The sequence below is a fragment of the Stenotrophomonas sp. GW821-FHT02D01 genome, from assembly GCF_059421765.1.
Map to the genome: position 1 here is coordinate 252,723 of NZ_JBWKVP010000002.1, position 19,872 is coordinate 272,594.

Genomic DNA, 19,872 nt, shown 5'->3' on the forward strand with positions numbered 1-19,872 from the left:
ATGGATATTGCAATGATCGGCCTCGGCCGGATGGGCGCCAACATGGCCCAGCGCCTGCACCGCGGTGGCCACCGCGTTGTTGGCTACGACCCGGGCGAGGGCGCCCGCCAGCGCGCCGCCGAGGCCGGCCTGGAGGTGGTTGATTCGCTGGCCGCCGCAGTGGCCGCGTTGCCGGTGCCGCGCGTGGTGTGGCTGATGGTGCCCGCCGGCGAGACCGTGGACCAGACGCTGGGCCAATTGACCCCGCACCTGGCCGAAGGTGACATCGTCATCGACGGTGGCAACTCCAACTACCAGGACTCGATCCGTCGCGCCAAGGCGCTGGCCGAAGATGACCTGGGCTACGTGGACTGTGGCACCAGCGGCGGCGTGTGGGGCCTGCAGGAAGGCTACAGCCTGATGGTGGGTGGCGATGCAGCGGTGGTCGAACAGATCGCACCGCTGCTGCGCACGCTGGCACCGGCCGAAGATCGTGGCTGGGCGCGCGTGGGCCCGTCCGGCGCGGGCCACTTCACCAAGATGGTCCACAACGGCATCGAGTACGGAATGATGCAGGCCTACGCCGAAGGCTTCGCGCTGATGGAGCGCAAGCAGGAAATGGAACTGGACCTGGCCCAGGTGGCCGAGGTCTGGCGCCACGGCAGCGTGGTGCGTTCGTGGCTGCTGGACCTCAGTACCGAAGCACTCAAGCGCAATCCCTCGCTGCATGGCATCGCACCGTATGTGGAAGATTCCGGTGAAGGCCGCTGGACCGTCGCCGAAGCGATCGCGCTGGACGTACCTGCCCCGGTGATCACCCTTTCGCTGCTCGAACGCCTGCGTTCGCGCGAATCCAATTCGTTCACCGACCGCCTGCTGTCAGCGATGCGCAACGAATTCGGCGGCCACGCCATCAAGAAGTCGTAAGCACCGGTTTTATGTAGATCCACGCATGGCGTGGATCTACTGTGTCGACCAAGGTCGACCCCCACCAAGAGCAGGCCATGCCGTGTCGACCAAGGTCGACGCCCACCAAGAGCAGCGGACAACTGTCGAAGGCGGGGTGGGTCCGGTTGCGGGGGTGTCCGCGGCATGGATGCCGCGGCCAAGCCCCCATGGACGGGTTTACGGCGTCCCCCGCAACCGGACCCACCCCGCCATCCCACGGAATGCCCGCTGTTGACTTTGCTGTTGCTGTTGCCGGCCAGCGGCCGGCACTACCGCTTCGGCAGGTGCAGGGCGCAGCCCTGCCGATCACCCCACCTGCACCCGCCGCCCTTCGCGTGCGCTATCCATCCCCGCCTGCAGCAACCGCATCACCTGCAGCGCCTGCTGCGCGCTGACCGTCGGCTCGCCCTCACCCTGCATCGCCGCCGCGAAGTCGGCATACAGGCGCCGGTAGTCGCCCGGCAGGTTGTCCACGGTGCTGCGCTGGACGTTGTCCTCCGCATCGCAGTGCAGCAGCTCGCCGTGGCGCGGATCGACGCCCCATCCCGGCGCACCTGGCGCGATGCCGCGACGCAGCTGCGCCTCCTGCACGTCCAGGCCATGCTTGATCCAGCTGGCCCGCGTGCCATGCACGGCAAAACGGGGGGCAGGCGCAGCGACCAGTGAACCGGCATGCACGATCGCGCGATGGCGCGGGTAATGCAGTACGGCGTGGAAATAGTCGACGCCGCTGCCGCCTTCGCGCTGCACCGCAAGGTCCGCATCGATCGCCTGCGGGCAGCCGAACAGCACCAGCATCTGGTCCAGCAGGTGCGGCCCCAGGTCGTACCACAGGCCGCTGCCCGGTCCGTCCTGCTCGCGCCAGCGTTCGCGCACCTGCGGACGATAGCGGTCGAAATGTGCGTGGCATTCGGCGATGTCACCGAGCGTGCCGTCGGCAAGCAGCGCCTGCAGGGTCAGGAAGTCCGCATCGAACCGCCGGTTCTGGAACACGGTAGCGATGCGTCCAGCGTCGCGCGCTGCAGCCAGCACCTGTTCGGCTTCGCGCACGCTCACGGCGAACGGTTTGTCCACCAGCACATGCTTGCCGGCGGCCAGCGCGGCGATGGCCAATGGCGCGTGCTGTTCGTTCGGCGTTGCGATGACCACCGCATCTACCGCAGGGTCATCGAAGACCTCCTGTGCGCTCGCGCGTACGTGGACGTCGCTGAAGGTGCGCAGCAGCGTATCGCGCTGCGAACTGACCACGCTGTGCAGGGCCAGCCCCGGCGTGTGCTGGATCAGCGGGGCGTGGAAGACGCGGCCGGCAAGGCCGTAGCCGATCAGGGCCAGTTGCAGCTCAGGGCGCATGGGAGGACTCCGCGCAGATCGTGAAGTGCAGGACAGGAACCTCAGGGTAAACGAGATGACTACGCGCCCGGAAGCTGAACCATTCCCGCTGCGGGTGCGCCCATTCACGTGAGCGTGACCGCAGCGCCACGCCTGCACTACAAGCACTTGGCGACACTGGGCGCACCAACCAGTAGGAGAACCAAACGATGAGCACCACGACCCGTACGCTGTTGGCTTCCGCCCTCACCCTGGGCCTGGCGCTGTCCTCCTCGGCCGCATTCGCCCAGGACGCCGCAGCGAAGAGCCCGCCGAAAACCGATCATTCGGCGATGACCCATGCAGACCGCCATGATTCCAACGAGCCGGTCACCGACAGCTGGATCACCACCAAGGTCAAGGCCGATCTGCTCGCCAGCAGCAATGTGCCGGGTACCGAAGTAAAGGTGGAGACGGTCAATGGCGTGGTCAGCCTGAGTGGCACCGTTGCCACCAAGGCCGAGCATGACAAGGCCATCGCCACCGCCAAGGGCATCAAGGGCGTGACCCGCGTTGATGCCGCCGCACTGAAGGTCAGCGCCGCCAAGCGTTGATCGACGCCGCAGGTTATCGGCAGGGGCGCTCCCACGGGGGCGCCCCTGTTTTGTGCTGTGGCGCCTGCTCGATACGTGCTGGTGGGCGCCCCGCCGAATGACCCATTGCCCCAGAGATGTGACCGGCTGCGCTATATTGCCGGTTCCGCCGTGGCCGGTCCTGCCCGGATCGCACTCCCCGGCTGAGCTGACGAGGAACTATGGCGCTGGTTTTCAGTGATGACATCTGGGATCGCTGGCGACTGCCTGCTTTGGCACTGGCAGCGGCAGCCATCATCGTGGTCCCGTGGTTGACCCTGCGCAAACTGCAGCAGGACAACGAACTGGCCATGGGCTGGGTGACCCATACCCAGCAGGTGACCGTGGCCCTGCAGCAGCTGCAGACCGACGTGCGCGACATCGAATCTGCTGCGTTGACGCTGTCCAAGGGCGTGGACGCGCCGGGCCTGCGCGAGCGCATGGGCAAGGCCAACGACATCCCCGAGCGTCTGGCCGAACTGGGCCGGATGACCCGCGACAATCCCGACCAGCTGATCCGCATCGGCCGCATCCAGTCGATGCTGGAAGGCCGGCTGGGTGTTGCGCGTGAACTGGCGAAGTCCGAGCCGAACAGCGACCAGCGCGAGCTGGTGCAGGACCTGAGCACGCGCTACCCGATCCGCGGCCTGGTGGAAGAGCTGCAGGCCAGTGAGGAAGCGCTGCTGGCCCAGCGCACCGCGCAGGCGGAGCGACAGAAGCGACAGACCAACTTCGTGTCGTGGAGCTCGCTGCTGGTGCAGCTGGCACTGCTCGGCCTGGTGCTGTGGCTGCTGCAACGGCAGATCGGCCGCCGCCTGCAGGCAGAGCGACAGTCGCAGCGCGCGGCGGCACGCGCGGCGTCGGTGCTGCAGACCGTGCGCGAACCGATCGTGCTGCTGGATCGCGAGCTGCGCGTGCAGCTGCACAATCCCGCGTTCTCAGAGTTGTACGGGCTGCAGGATGAGCGCGCAGACGGCCTGCTGCTGGAAGACGTAGGCGAGGGCGCGTGGCGTGACCCGGTGGTGCGCCAGCGTCTGGCCGATGTGTTGCTGCGCGGCCGCGAACTGTGGGATTTCGAACATGAACAACGCACCGTCGACGGCATGTCCCGTTACATGCTGCTCAACGCACGGCGCATGCCGCTGCCTGACACCGACGATGAAGTAGTGCTGCTGACCGTCAGCGATGTGACCGTGCAGCGTGCGGTGCAGACACGTGTTGAAGAACTGAACCGGCAGCTGGAGGGCAAGGTCGCCCAGGTCTCGGAGGTCAACCGCGAACTGGAAGCGTTCAGCTACTCGGTGTCGCACGACCTGCGCGCGCCGCTGCGCCATGTCGCCGGGTTCTCGGACAAGCTGTCGCGCCATCTGGGCGAGGCTGCCGACGAGAAGAGCCAGCACTACCTGGGGGTGATCTCCGGTTCAGCGCGGCGCATGGCCACGTTGATCGACGACCTTCTGGTCTATTCGCGCCTGGGCCGTGTGGCGATGCGCCAGCAGACCGTGGACATGCAGTCGCTGGTGGCCGATACGCGCGCGATGCTCGACGCGAACGTGCAGAGCGAAGCCGAGAGCAGTGGCCACGCCCATCAGGTGGAGTGGAGCATCGCGCCGCTGCCGATCGTGGTGGGCGACGAAAACATGCTGCGCCAGGTCTGGCTGAACCTGCTGGGCAACGCGGTGAAGTATTCAGCCAACCGCGAGCCGGCCAAGGTCCGCGTGGACTACCAGCAGCAGCCCGATGGCGGTCATCAGTTCACGGTCAGCGACAATGGTGCAGGCTTTGACATGGCCTACGCCGGCAAGCTGTTCGGTGTATTCCAGCGCCTGCACAAGGCCAGCGACTATCCCGGCACCGGTATTGGCCTGGCCAGCGTTCGCAGAGTGCTGACCCGCCATGGCGGCCGCATCTGGGCCGAAGCCGCACCGGATGCCGGCGCCACCTTCCACTTCTATCTTCCCCCCGTGCTCGACACGGACAAACAGGGCCCCATCGCATGACGACGCTGCGCACCATCCTCCTGGCCGAAGACAGCCCGGCCGACGCCGAAATGGCGATCGATGCGCTGCAGGAAGCGCGCTTGGCCAATCCCATCGTGCACGTCGAAGACGGCGTGGAAGTGATGGATTACCTGCTGCGCCGTGGCGCCTTCGCCAGCCGCGAAGAGGGCCTGCCGGCGGTGCTGCTGCTGGACATCAAGATGCCGCGCATGGATGGCCTGGAAGTGCTGCGGCAGATCCGCGAACACGATGAGCTGAAGCGGTTGCCGGTGGTGATCCTGTCCTCCTCGCGCGAGGAAAGCGACCTGGCCCGCAGCTGGGACATGGGCGTGAACGCGTACGTGGTCAAGCCGGTGGACGTGGACCAGTTCTTCGGCGCAGTGCAGACCCTGGGCAAGTTCTGGGCACTGATCAACCAGGCTCCGGAGATCGAGTAGGCCCATGCCCCTGACCGGTCCCGCGCTCGGCGCATTGCGCATCCTGCTGGTGGAAGATTCCCCGGAGGATGCCGAGCTGATGTCCGAACAGATGCTCGATGCAGGCCTTGAGGCCACCTTCGAGCGTGTCGAGAGCGCGGACGACCTGCGCCATGCGCTGGCGCGCTTCCAGCCGGACATCGTGCTGTCCGACCTGAGCATGCCCGGTTTCTCCGGCGACGACGCGCTGCGCATCGTGCGCGATGCGTTGCCGGAGGTACCTTTCATCTTCGTCTCCGGCACCATGGGCGAGGAGAATGCGGTGGCGGCCCTGCAGAAGGGAGCCAACGACTACATCATCAAGCACCAGCCGGCGCGCCTGCCGTCGGCCGTGGCGCGCGCGGTGCGTGAGGCACGCAGCGCCATCGAGCGCTCGCGGGTGGAAACCGAGCTGATGCGCGCGCAACGGCTGGAAAGCCTGTCGTTGCTGGCCGCCGGGCTCAGCCACGATCTGCGCAACATCCTGCAGCCGCTGCTGATCATGCCGGACCTGCTGAAGGCGCGTACCGAAGATCCGCAGCTGCACCACCTGGCCGACGTGATCGCCGAATGCGGTCGCCGTGGCCATGAGATGGCCGAATCGATGCTGTCGTTCGTGCGCGGCTCGCGCAAGGCCAGCGAACGCATCCACATCGATGACCTGTTCCAGGCCGTGGCGCTGCTGTTGCGCAGCAACGTGCCCGATGGCGTCCGCCTGGACCTGGTGGTCGAGGATGAGGGGCTGGTGGTCGATGCCAACTACACCGAGTTGCAGCAGGTGTTGTTGAACCTGGCGCTCAACGCGATCCAGGCGATGCCCCAGGGTGGCAACCTGAGCCTGACCGCCAGCCATGGTGGCCAGCGCGATGGCGAGGACTGGCTGCGCATCGCGGTGGTCGATGAAGGCACCGGCATGGATGCGGACACGTTGTCGCACCTGTTCAACCCGTTCTTCACCACCAAGGCCGATGGCACCGGGCTGGGCCTGATTTCCTGCAAGCGCATCGTTGAAGGTGCCGGTGGCAGCATCCACGTCGACAGCCAGCTGGGGCGGGGCACCTGCTTCGAGCTGCGCTTGCCGATGCATGCCAGCGCCGAGGGCGGCGAACCGATCGAACAGCTGGTGGCACTGGGCAGTGGCCAGTCGATCCTGGTGGTCGATGGTGAAGCCACCCGCCTGTCGCTGCTGGGCAATGCACTGTCCAGCCAGGGTTATCAGCTGCAGTTGGCCTCCGATGGCCCGGCTGCGCTGCGCTGGATGCAGCAGGAGGCGATGCCGGCGCTGGTGATTGCCGATGCCGGCTCCAAGCTGTTGTCGGCCAGCCAGCTGCTGGGCGAAATGGCCACGCTCGGCTACCGCGGCCCGGCACTGGTGCTGGAAGACGCTGCCGGGGAGATGCCCGAAGATGTGTTCCCCGCTGGCATCGAGGTGCACCTGCTGCGCAAGCCGCTGCAGATGCAGCAGGTCTTCCGCGCGGTGGCCGACGCGCTGGGCTGAAACACGGGTAGTGCCGGCCGCTGGCCGGCATCTGCGTGTGGTCGGATCATTGCGGTTGCCGGCCAGCGGCCGGCACTACCGGTCCTGGGGTTCCCACGGGAACCGCGGCAGGCTTTCCACCGCCTGTTCCAGCCGTCGCGACCAGTTCTGGTGGATGTCGGCATACAGCGGCGAATCGGCGCCCAGCCGCAGCTGCTGGCTGATCCGCAGTTCGCCGGCGCGCAGCAGCGCCAGGTCGACCGGCAGGCCCACCGACAGGTTGGAACGGATGGTCGAATCCAGCGAGACGATCGCCGTGCGTGCGGCATCTTCCAGGCGCGTGGACGGGGTCAGGATGCGGTCCAGGATCGGCTTGCCGTACTTGGACTCACCGATCTGCAGATAGGGCGTCTCCGGCGAGGCGGCAATGGCGTTGCCCAGCGGATAGACCATGTACAGGCCAGGCTGTTCACCGGCAATCTGTCCACCGAAGATCAGCGTCGCCTGGGTGTTCACCCCGTCGTGGCCATGCTCGGTGTGCTGGCTCTGTACCTGGCTGTCCACCAGCAGGGAGCCGACGTAGGCCGCAGCCTCGAACAGATGGGCCATGTCGCGCAGGTTCGGCGTGCGCCGCTCCTCGGCATCGCGCTTCAGCCGCGACACCAGCAACTGGGTCGTGGCCAGGTTGCCAGCGGCCATCACCACGTAGGCGGCTTGGCCGGGATATTCGAACACGTGCAGTTTGCGGTGCACGCGGACATCGTCCAGCGCGGCATTGGTGCGGGTGTCGGCGGCGAAGACCAGGCCCTCGTCCACCTCGATTCCAACGCAATAGGTCATGTCGGTGCCCTATCATATGCGTCCCGGATTGTAGGCAGGCCGTTGTGACGATGGCATGCCCGCGCTCCACCTGATTGCCGTCACCGGAACCGCATGACCACCGTGCTCCTGAGCCTGGGCAGCAACGTCCATCCCCGCCGCTACCTCCACGCTGCGGTGGCGGCCCTGCGCGAGCGCTTTGGCGCGCTGCAGGTGTCTGCCGCCTACCGCACCGCTGCCGTCGGTTTCGACGGCCCGGCCTTCCTCAACAACGGCGTTGCCCTCGAGACCGACCTGCCGCTGCAGGAACTGGATGACTGGCTGCATGCGCTGGAAGATGCACATGGTCGTGACCGCAGCGGCCCGCGCTTCTCCGACCGGACCCTGGACGTCGATGTGGTGTTCTATGGCGACCTGGTGGTGGAGGGCCCCGGCCATCTGCGCATTCCGCGCCCGGAACTGAAGCATGCCTTCGTGCTGAAGCCGCTGGCTGACATCGCCCCGGACTTCGTCGATCCGGTCAGCGGCCTGGACCTGGCCACGTTGTGGCGCGCGCACAAGCAGTTTGGCGAAGCGTTCGAGGTCGTGGACCTCGAATGAGGGAGGCTGCCGGCCCGCGGCCGGCCCGACCGGCGCGGGGGCTGCGGCCCTGCGGCCGGCACTACCGGTAGTGCCGGCCGCTGGCCGGCAGCATTTCAGCTGACCGTACGCCCACCATCCACGCGCAACGTGTGGCCGGTGACGAAGCTGGCCTCGGCCGCCAGCCAGTAAACCGCTTCGGCGATTTCCTCGACCGTGCCGATCCGCGCCAGCGGCGTGCGCGCCAGCAGCGCCTCGCGGGCGAAATCGTCCTTGCCCTGTTCCGGCCACAGGATCGCACCGGGTGCCACCGCGTTCACCCGCACCTTCGGCGCCAGTTCCAGCGCCAGCGAGCGGGTGGCCATTTCCAGCGCGGCCTTGGCCATCGTGTAGGCGACGTGGTCGCGCATCGGGTCAGTGCCGTGCAGGTCGGTCAGGTTGACGATGCAGCCGTGCTGGCGGCGCAGGTAAGGCGCGGCGGCCTGGGCCAGCAGCAGCGGCGCCCGCGCGTTGACCGCGTACAGCTCGTCCATCGCCTCGGCGGTGACCTGGCCGAGCGGGGTGGGGAAGAAGTTGGAGGCGTTGTTGACCAGCGCATCCAGGCGGCCGAAGTGGGTGACCGCCTGCTCGACCAGATCGGCCAGGGCATCGGCGTCGCGCAGGTCGGCCTGCAACGCCAGCACGCTGCCGGGGCGCTCGTTGTCCAGGTTGAAGGCGGCCTGCTGCAGTTCGGCGCTGGAGGTATGGGCGTGCAGCACCACCGACCAGCCACAGGCGTGGAACTGGCGGGCGATGGCCGCGCCGATCCGGCGTGCGCTGCCGGTGATCAGGGCCACGGGGGCGGTGTCACTCATCGAGGGTCCTCCAAGGCTCGGCTATCCTGTGCACCATTGTCACCGCATTCGAAGACGCCATGCAGCCTACCTTCCCCCTGCCCGAAGCCGATGCCCTGGCCCACAGCGATCAACTGGCCGCCGCCCTGCGTGCCGAGATCCTCGCACAGGGCGGGGCGATGCCATTCTCCCGCTTCATGGAGCTGTGCCTGTACACGCCGGGCTGGGGCTACTACAGCGCCGGTGCCAGCAAATTCGGCGGCAGCGGCGATTTCACCACCGCACCAGAACTCGGCAGCCTGTTCGCCGGCAGCGTGGCCAATGCGCTGGCGCCGGTGTTCGGCCAGCTCGATGCGCACGCACGGATGCTGGAACTGGGCGGCGGCACCGGCGCCTTCGCAGAGGCGGTGCTGTTGCGCCTGGCCGAGCTGGAGGCGCTGCCGGCCCGTTACGCGATCCTTGAACCCAGTGCGGACCTGCGCCAGCGCCAGCAGGAGCGCCTGCAGCAGAACCTGCCGCCCGAACTGGCCGGCCGGGTGGAATGGCTTGATCGTCCGTTCGAGGACGACTGGGACGGCGTGGTGTTCGCCAACGAGGTGATCGATGCGCTGCCGACACCGCGCTTCCTCATCAAGGACGGCGAGGTATACGAGGAAACCGTCGAACTGGACGCGCAGGGCAACTTCATCCGTGGCGCACAGCCGGCCGACCTCCTGCTCAACGGCGCGGTGCGCCATCTCGAGCGCTACCTGGAAAAGCCCTTTGCCGACGGCTACCGTTCTGAAGTGCTGCCGCAGCTGCCGTACTGGCTGCAGGCGGTGGCCGGTGGCCTGCGGCGCGGCGCGATGCTGTTCGTGGACTACGGCTACAACCGGGGCGAGTTCTACCAGGAAGAACGCGATGACGGCACCGTGCGCGCGTTCTACCGCCACCACGTGCACAACGAGATCCATCGTTGGCCGGGCCTGCAGGACATCACCGCATCGGTCGATTTCACTGCCATGGCCGAGGCCGGCCTGCACGGCGGATTTGAATTGGCCGGGTACTGCAGCCAGGCCAGTTTCCTGCTCGGCAACGGCCTGGACCAGGTACTGACCCTGGCCGAGGAGCGCACCGATGAAGTGGGCCGCATCCAGTTGCGCGACCAGGTGAAGAAGCTGACCCTGCCAACGGAGATGGGCGAGCGTTTCCAGGCCATTGGCCTGCAGCGCGACGTCGATTTCGAACCGGCCTTCGAACTGGGCGACCTGAGCTGGCGCCTGTGAGTGCAGCGTTGCCGGTGATCAAGCCGCTGCGGCGGCCGCGACTGTGGACCGCGTTGTGGGTGTTGGCGGTGCTGACGGTGATCGTGGTCTGCCTGATTCCGCCGCCGCCGATCCCGCTGCCGGAAAACAGCGACAAGGGCGAGCATTTCCTGGCTTATTTCATCCTGGCTGGAAGCGCGGTGCAGTTGTTCCGGCGTGGCCGTCCACTGCTGTGGGTGGGTGCCGGCCTGGTGCTGATGGGCGTCGGCATCGAGTTCGCGCAGGGCGCGTTGACCAGCAACCGCATGGCCGATCCGATGGATGCGGTGGCCAACGCCGTTGGCGTGTTGGCAGGGATGGGTACCGCCTTGACCCCGCTGCGCGACATCCTGTTGCGCTGGCGGGGGTAAGGCGCGCCAACCAAGGTTGGCGACTACCAAAGGCAGCCAGGCATGGCCTGGCTCTACAGTAGATCCACGCCATGCGTGGATGAAACCCGCCACAGGCAGATCCGCCGTTATTTCCCCAGCGTCACCTCATCCAGCACCCACATCGCCGGGCGCGTGTCGCCGGTGAAGTTGATGCACAGATCACCCGTACCCGAGGTGCCCTTCGGCAATTCCGCACGCAGGGTCACGAAGCCATCGGCATCGGTCTGCGCCGGCAGCGGCACCTGTGCCAGCACCTTGCCCGTGCAGTCACCGCGACGGATCAGCATTTCGCCGTGCGCGCTCCGGGCCTTTTCGAAGCGACGCTTCGGCTCGTCGTGGGCCAGCTGGAAGTAGTACGGAATGCGGCCCGCGCGCACTTCCACGCTGCCGATGCCATCCAGCTGTGCTTGCGGCCAACGCCAGCACGGCTGGAAGATGTCGACGGTGAACACCGCACGTGCACCTTCGCGCGGACCATCATCTTCCAGGCGCAGTACCAAGCCCTTCTCGCCGACGCAGCTGCGCAGTGCTTCGCTGTGCCGCGACAGCAGCGACTGCGCGGTGTATGACGCCACCGTCGGCTTCGCAGCCAGCGGCTGGCCCTGGTAGAAGGCGGCAGCCTGCACCGTCGCCGGCAGCGTGGACGTCAACGGCTGCTGGTACAGCGGCGATTGCGCGGTCACCGGTTTGCCGTCGCTGCTGTAGCGCACTTCATAGCCCAGTGGATTGGCCAGCGACACGGTCACCGTGTTCGCCGCGCGGTCATCGGTGTAGGCAACGCCTACTTCGAACGGCGTCTGTGCATACGCCAGGCCCCAGGCGCGATAGCGCTGCAGCTGCGAGGGCAGGCGGGCCAGGAAGTCGCGGAAATCGCGATGCTCCGGCGTGCTCCAGCCGGTCTCGGCCACGGCGGCCAGGCGCGGGAACAGGTTGTGCTGCAGACGCGCGTAGGTGCGCGTGTGCTCGGTGAACATGTTCGCCTGCAGGCCGAGGATGTGCCCGCGCTTGTCGGCGGCCAGTTCGGCCGGCACCGGTTCGTAGTTGTAGAGCTTGGCCAGGTTCACTTGCGTCGGCCGGCCCGGCGGTTCGTTCGGCGAAGCCGTCTGCAGGTAATCCAGGTACAGGTGGCTGACCGGCGACATCACCACATCGTGGCCGGCGCTGGCCGCAGCAAGGCCGCCTTCGGTGCCGCGCCAGGACATTACAGTGGCCTGCGGCGGCAGGCCGCCCTCAAGGATTTCGTCCCAGCCGATCAGGCGACGGTCGTGTTGTTCCAGGAAGGTTTCCAGGCGCTTGATGATGTGGCTCTGCATGGCCATCTCATCCTTGATGCCGAGCGCGCGCATGCGCTGCTGCACCTGTTTTGATGCCTCCCACTGATCCTTCACCGCCTCGTCGCCACCCACATGCACATACCTGGCCGGGAACAGCTGGATCACTTCTTCCAGCACGTTTTCCAGGAAGGTAACGGTGCCGTCCTCGACGTTGAACAGGTTCGGGAACACGCCCCATTCGCTCAACGGCTTCAACGGCGTGTCGATCGTACCCAGTTCCGGATAGGCGGCGATGGCAGCGGTGGCGTGGCCGGGTACATCGATCTCTGGAATCACCTGGATATGCAGCTTGGCGGCGTAGGCGATCACTTCACGGATCTGGTCCTGCGTGTAGAAGCCGCAGTACGGATGTTCCTTGCCACTGACCGGATCGATGCCGCCATCACCGGCCGGCAGGCGGCAGCTGCCGACTTCGGTCAGCTTCGGGTAGCGCTTGATCTCCATGCGCCAGCCCTGGTCGTCGGTCAGGTGCCAATGGAAGGTGTTGAGCTTGTGCGCGGCCATCGCATCGAGCACGCGCTTGATCTCGTCCAGGCTCTGGAAGTGCCGCGCCGAGTCGAGCATGAAGCCACGCCAGCTGAAGCGCGGCGCATCCTGGATCTGCACGGCCGGCAGCACGCCGTTGCTGCCGCCGGTGGCGAGCTGGGCCAGGGTGGTGGCGCCGTAGAACAGGCCGGTCTCGTTGCCGGCCTGCACCAGCACGCCCTGCGCGGTGCTTTCCAGCGTGTACCCCTCGCCGCTGTCGCGGAAGGTCGGCACGATCTGGAAGCGGATGCTGTTGCCCTTGGCGGCGGCCTTGCCGTTGGCCACGGCCAGTCGCGGCCCACCACTGCGCGCCAGCAGGTCGGCGAACTGCGCGGCCACGCGCTGTGCGGCTTCGCCATCGGCATGCAGCACGGTGGCCGCGCCCACGGTGATGCCCGTGCCGTTGCCGCGCTGCACGTTGGCCGGTGCGGGAATCAGCATCAGGCTGCCGGCGCGCAGCTGCGGGCCAGGGCCGGTATCGAGTGCCGGGGCATCGGCGGCCAGTACCGGCAGTGCAGGCAGGGCCGCCAGCAGGCTGCCCAGCAACAGAAGGCTGCGCATCCTGGCGCGGGTGGGCTTCGTCATCGGAAGGACTCCTTGGATCGGGTGCGATGTTCGCTATACATGAAAAACGCCGGGCCCGGAATGACCCAGGCCCGGCGTGCGTGCACGACTCGGCGATGATGCTGCCGCTGGATCAGTACTTGAAGCGGAAGTTCAGGTAGTACTGGCGACCGTTGCTGTAGAACGAGGTCGGAATGGCCGCGGTCTGGTAGTACTTGTAGGTCGGGTTGTTGAGGTTCAGGCCATCCAGGCTGATGCTCAGCCAGTCGGTGGCCTTGAAGCTCAGCGACGCCGACAGCGTGCCGAAGTCATCCTGGTAGTACGGGTTGGTGCCCGACAGGCTGATCAGGAACGAGGAACGGTGGGTGTAGCTGACCCGTGCACCGAAGCGCTCGTTCTCGAAGTACGCGCCCACGTTGTAGGTGTTCTTCGAGGTGCCCAGCAGGTTGTGCGAACCATCGGACCAGGTGTGCGCGGTCGTGCCGTTGGCGTAGGTGTAGTTGGCGTTGACGCCGAAGTATTCGCCGATCGGCTGCTCGTAGGCCACTTCCACGCCGGTGACCTTGCCGTCGGCATTGATCGGGGTGGAGATCTGGTAGGTCTCAAGCTGGTTGGTCAGTTCGCTGTACAGCTGACGCGAGACGACGTCGAAGGCGATGTAGTCCTTCAGGTCCATGTGGTAGGCGCCGACCGACAGCAGGCCGCGCGGCATGAAGTACCACTCCAGGTTGGCATCCAGGTTGGTGGACAGGGTCGGCTTGAGGTTCGGGTTGCCGCCGCCGCCGGTCCGGTTCAGGTCGGAACCATACGAGGACGCGCCCAGTGCCGAGTAGTCCGGCAGGGTCTGGGTCTGCGAAGCGGCCACGCGCAGCACGAGGTTGTCGTCCAGGTCGAACTTGATGTTGGCGCTGGGCAGCACGCGGTTGCGCTTGTTCTGGAAGGCCATGCGTTCCCACATGCCGAACAGGCTGCTTACATCCGCGTCGGCAGCATTGCTGACCGCGTTGTAGGTGTTGATGTCCTGCTTGATGTTGACGTAGCGCAGGCCCAGGTTACCGCTCCACCAGTCACCGCGGAAGTTGGCCTGCACGTAGCCGGCGAAGTTCTTTTCCTTCACCTGCCACTCGGCGCCGTAATTGTGGCGACCGGTCGGGCCGTCGTTGCCCGCCAGCCAGGTGGAGTTGTTGGTCACCGCATCCTTCAGCGCACCCGGGGTGAAGTACCAGATGTTGCGCGGGAAGGTACCGCCGATATCGCCAGCGAAACCGTTCGGATAGTTGGAGGTGGCACCGTTCTTCAGCGCACTCCAGATGTCACCCGGCGTTGCACCTTCCGGCGACAGCGCTTCGCGCTTGTGGTCGGCGAAGCGCAGGCCGAAGTCGATGGAGCTCAGCACGCCGCCGTCGTTGAAGTACTGGTTGAAGTCGAGCGTGGCCCACTTCTCCTTGTCCTCGGCGGTGACCTGCTGGTTGCCCCAGGTGCCGAAGCTGGTCACGCCGTTGGGCGAGAGGTCGCCGCCGACGTTCCAGTCGATCGGCGAGCCGCTGCCGTGCGTGGCCCAGCTGGCGCCACCGCCGCTGCCCACGGTGACCTCGGCGATGTACTGGCGCGGGGTCTCACCGGTGCCCTTGGTGCTGCCGGCCTGGAACTTGGCGGTCAGGCTGTCGCTGATCTGCCAGTCGGCGTCGAAGGTGACGTAGCTCGACTTGGCCTTCGACTCGCGGTAGATCATGTCGTACACCGCGTAATTGGTGCCCGGCACGCCTGCGTAGGTGGCGTTGGTCAGCACGCCATCCTTGACCACATAGCCCGGGTTCGGCGCCTGCACCTTGGCGAAGCTGTTGCCGAACATCATGAAGTTGCGGTTGTAGTTGTTCGCCTTCAGCTCGGAGCTGAAACCATTCAGGCCCAGGGTGAGGGTGTCGGTCGGCTTGAACTGCAGCGAGACCAGGCCACCCTTGCGCTCGCGGGTCTGCTCGAACAGGGTCGAACCCAGCAGGCCGGGAACGTTGACGCCGATCAGGTCCGGATTGGTCAGTGCCACCGGGTCGTCGGCGCCGATCTTGAAGAAGCCACCCGGAATTTCCTGCGCTTCACGGCGCAGTTCGCGCTTCTGGCTGAAGCCCTGCACCATCACGCCGAAGGTGTTTTCTTCGTTCTTGTAGTTGAACAATGCCGAGTACTGCGGGTCGTTCGACTTGGCCTGGTCCGAGCGCACCATGCCGATCGAGCCTTCAGCGGTGAACTGCTTGGAGAACTCCAGCGGCTTGCGGGTGATGATGTTGACGGTACCGGTGGTACCGCCGTCCTGCAGCTTGGCCTGCGAGGACTTGTTCACCTCCACCGAGCTGACCAGTTCCGACGGCAGCAGCGAGTAGCTGACGCTGCGGCCGACGTTGTTGCCCTGGCTGAGCACGAACCAGTCGGCCGAACCGACGGTGTGGCCGTTGATCAGGGTCTGGGTGAGGCTGGGGCTGGTGCCGCGCAGGCTGACACGGTCGGCCTCGTCGAAGCCGCCCTCATCGGCGCTGGACGAGCTGATGTTGACGCCCGGCAGGCGCTGCAGGGTATCGGCGACGTTGTGCGCCGGCAGCTTGCCCACGTCTTCGGCGGTGACCACTTCCACGCGCGCATTGGCTTCGCGCTTGGTGTCCAGCGACTTCTCCATCGAACCGCGGATACCGGTAACGGTGACGGTGTCCAGATCGGTGGCGGTCGGGGCGGCCTGCTGCGCGTGCGCACTGAAGGCGATGCAGCTGACGATGGCGGCCGAAAGCAAGGTCTTGCGGGTATTCATGATGTCTCTCCTCATCACTCGATTGGATGCCGGCGGCGATATGGGATTGCGGTTGCGATGACGTGCGCGGGGCGGCGGCGATGTCCCGGCATTGGCGTGCCACGTACTGCGTGCTGCGATTGCGTTGAAGCCGATTGCAGGTTCAGGCGTCGGCGTGGAGCAGGTACCAGCTGGCAGCGCCGATCACGCCCAGCTGTCCGTGTTCGACCACCTTCACCGGGATGCGTGCCAGCGCCTCGCCCATCGGCCCCTTCTGCAGGTAGCGTTCGACGAACGTGCTGGTACGCAGGTACTCACGGATCTGCGGCAGGATTCCGCCGGCCAGGTAGACCCCGCCGTGGGCGCCATAGAACAGGGCCATGTCGCCGATGGTGCTGCCGAGCAGGCCGCAGAATACATCCAGCGCCTGACGCGCCAGCGGATCGGTGCCGGTCATCGCCGCAGCGGTGACCGCATCGGGGCTGGCCAGCGCCGGTGCCTGCCCCTCCAGCGCGCAGATCGCGCGGTACAGGTTCATCAGGCCGGGACCGGAAAGGGCATGTTCGATCGACACGTGCGCGCGGTCGCGCTGCATGTGGCGGACGATCGCCATTTCCAGTTCGGTGCTGGCGGCCAGGGTGGGCTGGCCGGCTTCGGTAGCCAGCACCACCGGACCGTTGGCCGTGGGAATCCACAGCGCTGCACCCAGGCCGGTGCCAGGGCCGACCACCAGGGTCGGGCCGCGCGGCGCCGTCTCCGGTCCGCACAGGTGCAGCACGCCGCTGGCATCGACCTGCGCGGCCGCATAGGCCACGGCTTCGAAGTCGTTGACGATGTGCACCCGCTGCAGGCCGACGTCGGCCTCGATCTGCCGCGCCGACAACGGCCACGGCACATTGGCGGTGATCACTGTGCCGTCTTCGCGGGCATAGCCAGCGGTGGCGACCACGCAGTGCGACGGGCGCGGGCCTTCGGCCAGGAAGTCGGTGAGGATCGCGCTGAGCCCGGCGTGGTCGGCATTGCGGTACTTGCGGTAATCGAGCACCTGCACCGGATGGGCATCGTCGCCGCTGGCCTGGACCCGGGCGACACGCACATGGGTGCCGCCAACGTCGGCAGCCAGGAACGAGGGCGCGACGCGGGACAGGACATGGGCCGGGGCGGGATGGCTGGCGGTCACGCGGGCTCCTGCTGCAGGTGGGGCCGGCCCCGGGAAGGGCAACGATGGAGCCGGCGATTGGGCGGAGTCTGTAACCGCGCTGACAACGATGTCAACGAGTTCGTGACACTTTCGTTGCTGCGCCGCAGCGAATGCAGATCGCCGTAAACGTTTACATGGCGTGAGTACTGCATCCCGGGCGGAACCGTTGCAGCAAGGGGCTTCAAGGGCCAAGCGCATTCAGCGGATGGCCGTGCAGCGCGCTTGCGCAGTGCAACATGAGGCGTGGTGGCCCGTGCAGGGAAGTTGACAAACGGTCGCTGTCCATCGAAAGAATGTGACAACGTTGTTCCCAGCCACTCTCCGACGCCGTGTTCTGCGGCCGTCGCCGCAGGAGCCTTCCTGATGTCAGCCGTCCCCGCTGCAAGCGCACGCCCGAACGTGGCCTCGTCCATCGCCATCGTCGGCGTGCTGTTTTTCCTGATCGGCTTCTTCACCTGGCTCAACGGCCCGTTGATCACCTTCGTTAAACTCGCCTTCGAGCTCAGCGAGGTCGGCGCCTTCCTGGTGCTGATGGTGTTCTACCTGTCCTACTTCTTCCTGGCCCTGCCGGCGTCGTGGATCCTGCGCCGCACCGGCATGAAAAAAGGCCTGAGCCTGAGCCTGCTGGTGATGGCCGGTGGTGCGGCGTTGTTCGGTGAATTCGCCACCCAGCGCTGGTATCCCGGTGCACTGGGCGGCCTGTTCGTGATCGGTAGCGGCCTTGCGCTGCTGCAGACCGCGATCAACCCGTACATCTCCATCCTCGGCCCGATCGAAACCGCCGCACGGCGCATCGCGATGATGGGCATCTGCAACAAGATCGCTGGCATCCTTGCGCCGATATTGATCGGCACCCTGGTGCTGCATGGCATCGGTGACCTCGACGCTCAGGTGCAGGCCGCCGATGCGGCCACCAAGGCCACGCTGCTCAACCAGTTCGCCGCCAAGATCCATGCGCCGTACCTGGGCATGGCGGCACTGCTGGTCGTGCTGGCAGTGGCCGTGCTGTTCTCGCCGCTGCCTGAAATCAAGGCCTCCGAGGCCAATGCCACTCCGGCCGGCGCACCGGGCAAGGCCGAGCGCAGCAGCATCTTCCAGTTCCCGCACCTGTGGCTGGGCGTGCTGTGCCTGTTCGTCTACGTCGGCGTGGAAGTGATGGCCGGTGACGCCATCGGTACCTACGGTCATGGCTTCGACCTGCCGCTGGACCAGACCAAGATGTTCACCGCGGTCACCCTGTTTGCGATGCTCATCGGCTACGTGGTCGGCCTGGCGTTGATCCCGCGAGTGATCTCGCAGTCGCGCTACCTGACCGTCTCGGCGGTACTGGGCGTGGTGTTCTGCCTGGGCGCCTTCTTCACCCACGGCTATGTGTCGGTCGCCTTCGTCGCGCTGCTGGGCTTTGCCAACGCGATGATGTGGCCGGCGATCTTCCCGCTGGCGATCCGTGGCCTGGGCCGCTTCACCGAAACCGGTTCGGCGCTGCTGGTCATGGGCATCGCCGGCGGCGCGATCATTCCGCAGCTGTTTGCCGTGCTCAAGCAGCACATCGACTTCCAGCTGGTGTTCCTGCTGCTGATGGTGCCCTGCTACCTGTACATCCTGTTCTACTCGGTGGTCGGCCATCGCGTCGGCCTGCCGCAGGACAAGGTCTGATCGGCGATGATGGACGGCAGCCAACCCCAGGAAAAGCCGATGCGCAGAGCGACCATCAAGGACGTTGCCGAAAAGGCCAAGGTCTCGCTGAAGACGGTGTCGCGGGTGATCAACAACGAGCCCTCGGTGATGCAGGCCACCCGTGCGCGGGTGCTGCGTGCCATTGCCGAGCTCGACTACGAACCCGATCCGTCCGCGCGCAACCTGCGCAGCGGCACCACCTTCGTGATCGGGCTGGTGTACGACAACCCCAACCCGTACCACATCATCGGCGTGCAGAACGGCGTGCTCGCCGCCTGCCGCGAAACAGGCTTCGGCCTGCAGATCCATCCGTGCGATTCCAGTTCGCCGCTGCTGGCCGATGAACTGGCCGACTGGGTGCAGCGCTCGCGCCTGGCCGGGCTGGTGCTGACCGCCCCGATGTCCGAACGTCGCGACCTGGTCCAGGCGCTCACCGCGCGCGGCATCAAGCTGGTGCGGATCATTGCCGCTACCGAAGATCCGGCCGATGGCGCCTGTGTGTTCGTCGACGACCGCGAAGCTGCCTATGAAATCACCGAGCACCTGATCCAGCTGGGCCACCAGCGCATCGGCTTCCTCTGGGGTGGCACCTCGCACCGTTCTTCGGGCGAACGCTACGCCGGTTACGAGGCCGCGCTGAAGGACTACGGCATGACCGTGGACAAGCATCTGGTGGTGCAGGGCGACTACACCTTCGACGATGGTTTCCGCGGTGCGCGGCGCCTGCTGGCACTGCGCGAACCGCCCACCGCCATCTTCGGTTCCAACGATGAAATCGCCGCCGGCGTGCTGGCCGCAGCGAAGTCGGCCGGCATGAACGTGCCCTACGACCTGTCCATTGCCGGCTTCGAGGACAGTCCGTTCTCGCGGCAGTCGTGGCCGCCGCTGACCACCGCCAAGCAGGCCACCGAAGACATCGCCCGCCATGCCGCGCGCCTGCTGATCGCACAGCTGCGCAGCGATGCCTACGACGATGCGCCGGCGCCGCTGCACAACCAGGGCTTCGTGCCGCAACTGGTGGTGCGCGGCTCGACCGCACCGATGCGTCCTGCCGCCGCGCGCCCCCTTCCTTCCGATCCTTCCTGAGCCT

At 66.4% G+C, this 19,872-nt stretch carries 15 protein-coding genes and 1 pseudogene; 10 read left to right on the plus strand and 6 right to left on the minus strand.

From position 1 onward, the window contains the following. Window positions 1–906, plus strand: a complete 906-nt coding sequence (gene gnd / locus AC07UW_RS06050) for a phosphogluconate dehydrogenase (NAD(+)-dependent, decarboxylating) (protein WP_495211632.1) — start codon at window positions 1–3, stop codon at window positions 904–906. Between the two features lie 327 nt (window positions 907–1,233). On the opposite strand, the gene AC07UW_RS06055 is transcribed toward gnd, so the two are convergent. Next, window positions 1,234–2,277, minus strand: a complete 1,044-nt coding sequence (locus tag AC07UW_RS06055; protein ID WP_336032212.1) for an oxidoreductase — start codon at window positions 2,275–2,277, stop codon at window positions 1,234–1,236. Between the two features lie 335 nt (window positions 2,278–2,612). On the opposite strand from AC07UW_RS06055, the pseudogene AC07UW_RS06060 reads away from it, so the two are divergent. The 4 genes and pseudogenes from AC07UW_RS06060 to AC07UW_RS06075 all read left to right on the plus strand — a co-directional run. Next, window positions 2,613–2,849, plus strand: a pseudogene (locus tag AC07UW_RS06060) (BON domain-containing protein); the annotation flags it as partial. A gap of 200 nt (window positions 2,850–3,049) precedes the next feature. Further along, complete coding sequence (locus tag AC07UW_RS06065; protein ID WP_025878696.1) at window positions 3,050–4,867, plus strand: sensor histidine kinase; 1,818 nt, start codon at window positions 3,050–3,052, stop codon at window positions 4,865–4,867. Next, window positions 4,864–5,304: a response regulator gene (locus tag AC07UW_RS06070; RefSeq protein ID WP_025878695.1), complete on the plus strand. Its 441-nt coding sequence runs from the start codon at window positions 4,864–4,866 to the stop codon at window positions 5,302–5,304. Before AC07UW_RS06065 ends, AC07UW_RS06070 begins: the two co-directional genes overlap by 4 nt. Before the next feature lie 4 nt (window positions 5,305–5,308). After that, window positions 5,309–6,820, plus strand: a complete 1,512-nt coding sequence (locus tag AC07UW_RS06075; protein ID WP_032975381.1) for a hybrid sensor histidine kinase/response regulator — start codon at window positions 5,309–5,311, stop codon at window positions 6,818–6,820. 75 nt (window positions 6,821–6,895) lie between these two features. Here AC07UW_RS06075 and AC07UW_RS06080 read toward each other — a convergent pair whose 3' ends face one another. Next, window positions 6,896–7,639: a proteasome-type protease gene (locus AC07UW_RS06080; protein WP_025878693.1), complete on the minus strand. Its 744-nt coding sequence runs from the start codon at window positions 7,637–7,639 to the stop codon at window positions 6,896–6,898. Window positions 7,640–7,732: 93 nt separating this feature from the next. On the opposite strand from AC07UW_RS06080, the gene folK reads away from it, so the two are divergent. Then, a complete protein-coding gene (gene folK / locus AC07UW_RS06085) occupies window positions 7,733–8,218 on the plus strand; it encodes a 2-amino-4-hydroxy-6-hydroxymethyldihydropteridine diphosphokinase (RefSeq protein WP_025878692.1) in 486 nt (161 codons plus the stop codon). Window positions 8,219–8,313: 95 nt separating this feature from the next. Here folK and AC07UW_RS06090 read toward each other — a convergent pair whose 3' ends face one another. Beyond that, entirely contained in the window at window positions 8,314–9,051 is a 738-nt protein-coding gene (locus AC07UW_RS06090) for a pteridine reductase (RefSeq protein WP_088100951.1), read from the minus strand. Between the two features lie 59 nt (window positions 9,052–9,110). On the opposite strand from AC07UW_RS06090, the gene AC07UW_RS06095 reads away from it, so the two are divergent. Both AC07UW_RS06095 and AC07UW_RS06100 read left to right on the plus strand, forming a co-directional pair. Next, entirely contained in the window at window positions 9,111–10,295 is a 1,185-nt protein-coding gene (locus AC07UW_RS06095; RefSeq protein WP_033832017.1) for a class I SAM-dependent methyltransferase, read from the plus strand. Further along, window positions 10,292–10,684, plus strand: a complete 393-nt coding sequence (locus AC07UW_RS06100) for a VanZ family protein (protein WP_495211633.1) — start codon at window positions 10,292–10,294, stop codon at window positions 10,682–10,684. Before AC07UW_RS06095 ends, AC07UW_RS06100 begins: the two co-directional genes overlap by 4 nt. A 107-nt stretch (window positions 10,685–10,791) precedes the next feature. On the opposite strand, the gene AC07UW_RS06105 is transcribed toward AC07UW_RS06100, so the two are convergent. From AC07UW_RS06105 to AC07UW_RS06115, 3 genes are all read right to left on the minus strand, one after another. Further along, window positions 10,792–13,149 (minus strand): beta-N-acetylhexosaminidase, encoded by a 2,358-nt coding sequence (locus AC07UW_RS06105; RefSeq protein WP_495211634.1) that lies wholly within the window; start codon window positions 13,147–13,149, stop codon window positions 10,792–10,794. A gap of 112 nt (window positions 13,150–13,261) precedes the next feature. Continuing rightward, complete coding sequence (locus AC07UW_RS06110) at window positions 13,262–15,925, minus strand: TonB-dependent receptor (RefSeq protein WP_495211635.1); 2,664 nt, start codon at window positions 15,923–15,925, stop codon at window positions 13,262–13,264. A gap of 142 nt (window positions 15,926–16,067) precedes the next feature. Then, a complete protein-coding gene (locus AC07UW_RS06115; RefSeq protein ID WP_495211636.1) occupies window positions 16,068–17,084 on the minus strand; it encodes a glucokinase family protein in 1,017 nt (338 codons plus the stop codon). Between the two features lie 384 nt (window positions 17,085–17,468). Here AC07UW_RS06115 and AC07UW_RS06120 point away from each other — a divergent pair, with 384 nt between their 5' ends. Together AC07UW_RS06120 and AC07UW_RS06125 are read left to right on the plus strand one after the other, a co-directional pair. After that, complete coding sequence (locus tag AC07UW_RS06120; protein ID WP_223496579.1) at window positions 17,469–18,761, plus strand: sugar MFS transporter; 1,293 nt, start codon at window positions 17,469–17,471, stop codon at window positions 18,759–18,761. 39 nt (window positions 18,762–18,800) lie between these two features. Then, on the plus strand, window positions 18,801–19,868 hold the full coding sequence (locus tag AC07UW_RS06125; RefSeq protein ID WP_025878684.1) for a LacI family DNA-binding transcriptional regulator: 1,068 nt from the start codon (window positions 18,801–18,803) through the stop codon (window positions 19,866–19,868). Window positions 19,869–19,872 lie beyond the last annotated feature (4 nt).

Coding starts and splice junctions, on each gene's coding strand:
- gnd (WP_495211632.1), top strand. CDS start 1: ATGGATATTGCAATGATCGGCCTCGGCCGGATGGGCGCCAACATGGCC.
- AC07UW_RS06055 (WP_336032212.1), bottom strand. CDS start 2,277: ATGCGCCCTGAGCTGCAACTGGCCCTGATCGGCTACGGCCTTGCCGGC.
- AC07UW_RS06065 (WP_025878696.1), top strand. CDS start 3,050: ATGGCGCTGGTTTTCAGTGATGACATCTGGGATCGCTGGCGACTGCCT.
- AC07UW_RS06070 (WP_025878695.1), top strand. CDS start 4,864: ATGACGACGCTGCGCACCATCCTCCTGGCCGAAGACAGCCCGGCCGAC.
- AC07UW_RS06075 (WP_032975381.1), top strand. CDS start 5,309: ATGCCCCTGACCGGTCCCGCGCTCGGCGCATTGCGCATCCTGCTGGTG.
- AC07UW_RS06080 (WP_025878693.1), bottom strand. CDS start 7,639: ATGACCTATTGCGTTGGAATCGAGGTGGACGAGGGCCTGGTCTTCGCC.
- folK (WP_025878692.1), top strand. CDS start 7,733: ATGACCACCGTGCTCCTGAGCCTGGGCAGCAACGTCCATCCCCGCCGC.
- AC07UW_RS06090 (WP_088100951.1), bottom strand. CDS start 9,051: ATGAGTGACACCGCCCCCGTGGCCCTGATCACCGGCAGCGCACGCCGG.
- AC07UW_RS06095 (WP_033832017.1), top strand. CDS start 9,111: ATGCAGCCTACCTTCCCCCTGCCCGAAGCCGATGCCCTGGCCCACAGC.
- AC07UW_RS06105 (WP_495211634.1), bottom strand. CDS start 13,149: ATGACGAAGCCCACCCGCGCCAGGATGCGCAGCCTTCTGTTGCTGGGC.
- AC07UW_RS06110 (WP_495211635.1), bottom strand. CDS start 15,925: ATGAATACCCGCAAGACCTTGCTTTCGGCCGCCATCGTCAGCTGCATC.
- AC07UW_RS06120 (WP_223496579.1), top strand. CDS start 17,469: ATGTCAGCCGTCCCCGCTGCAAGCGCACGCCCGAACGTGGCCTCGTCC.
- AC07UW_RS06125 (WP_025878684.1), top strand. CDS start 18,801: ATGCGCAGAGCGACCATCAAGGACGTTGCCGAAAAGGCCAAGGTCTCG.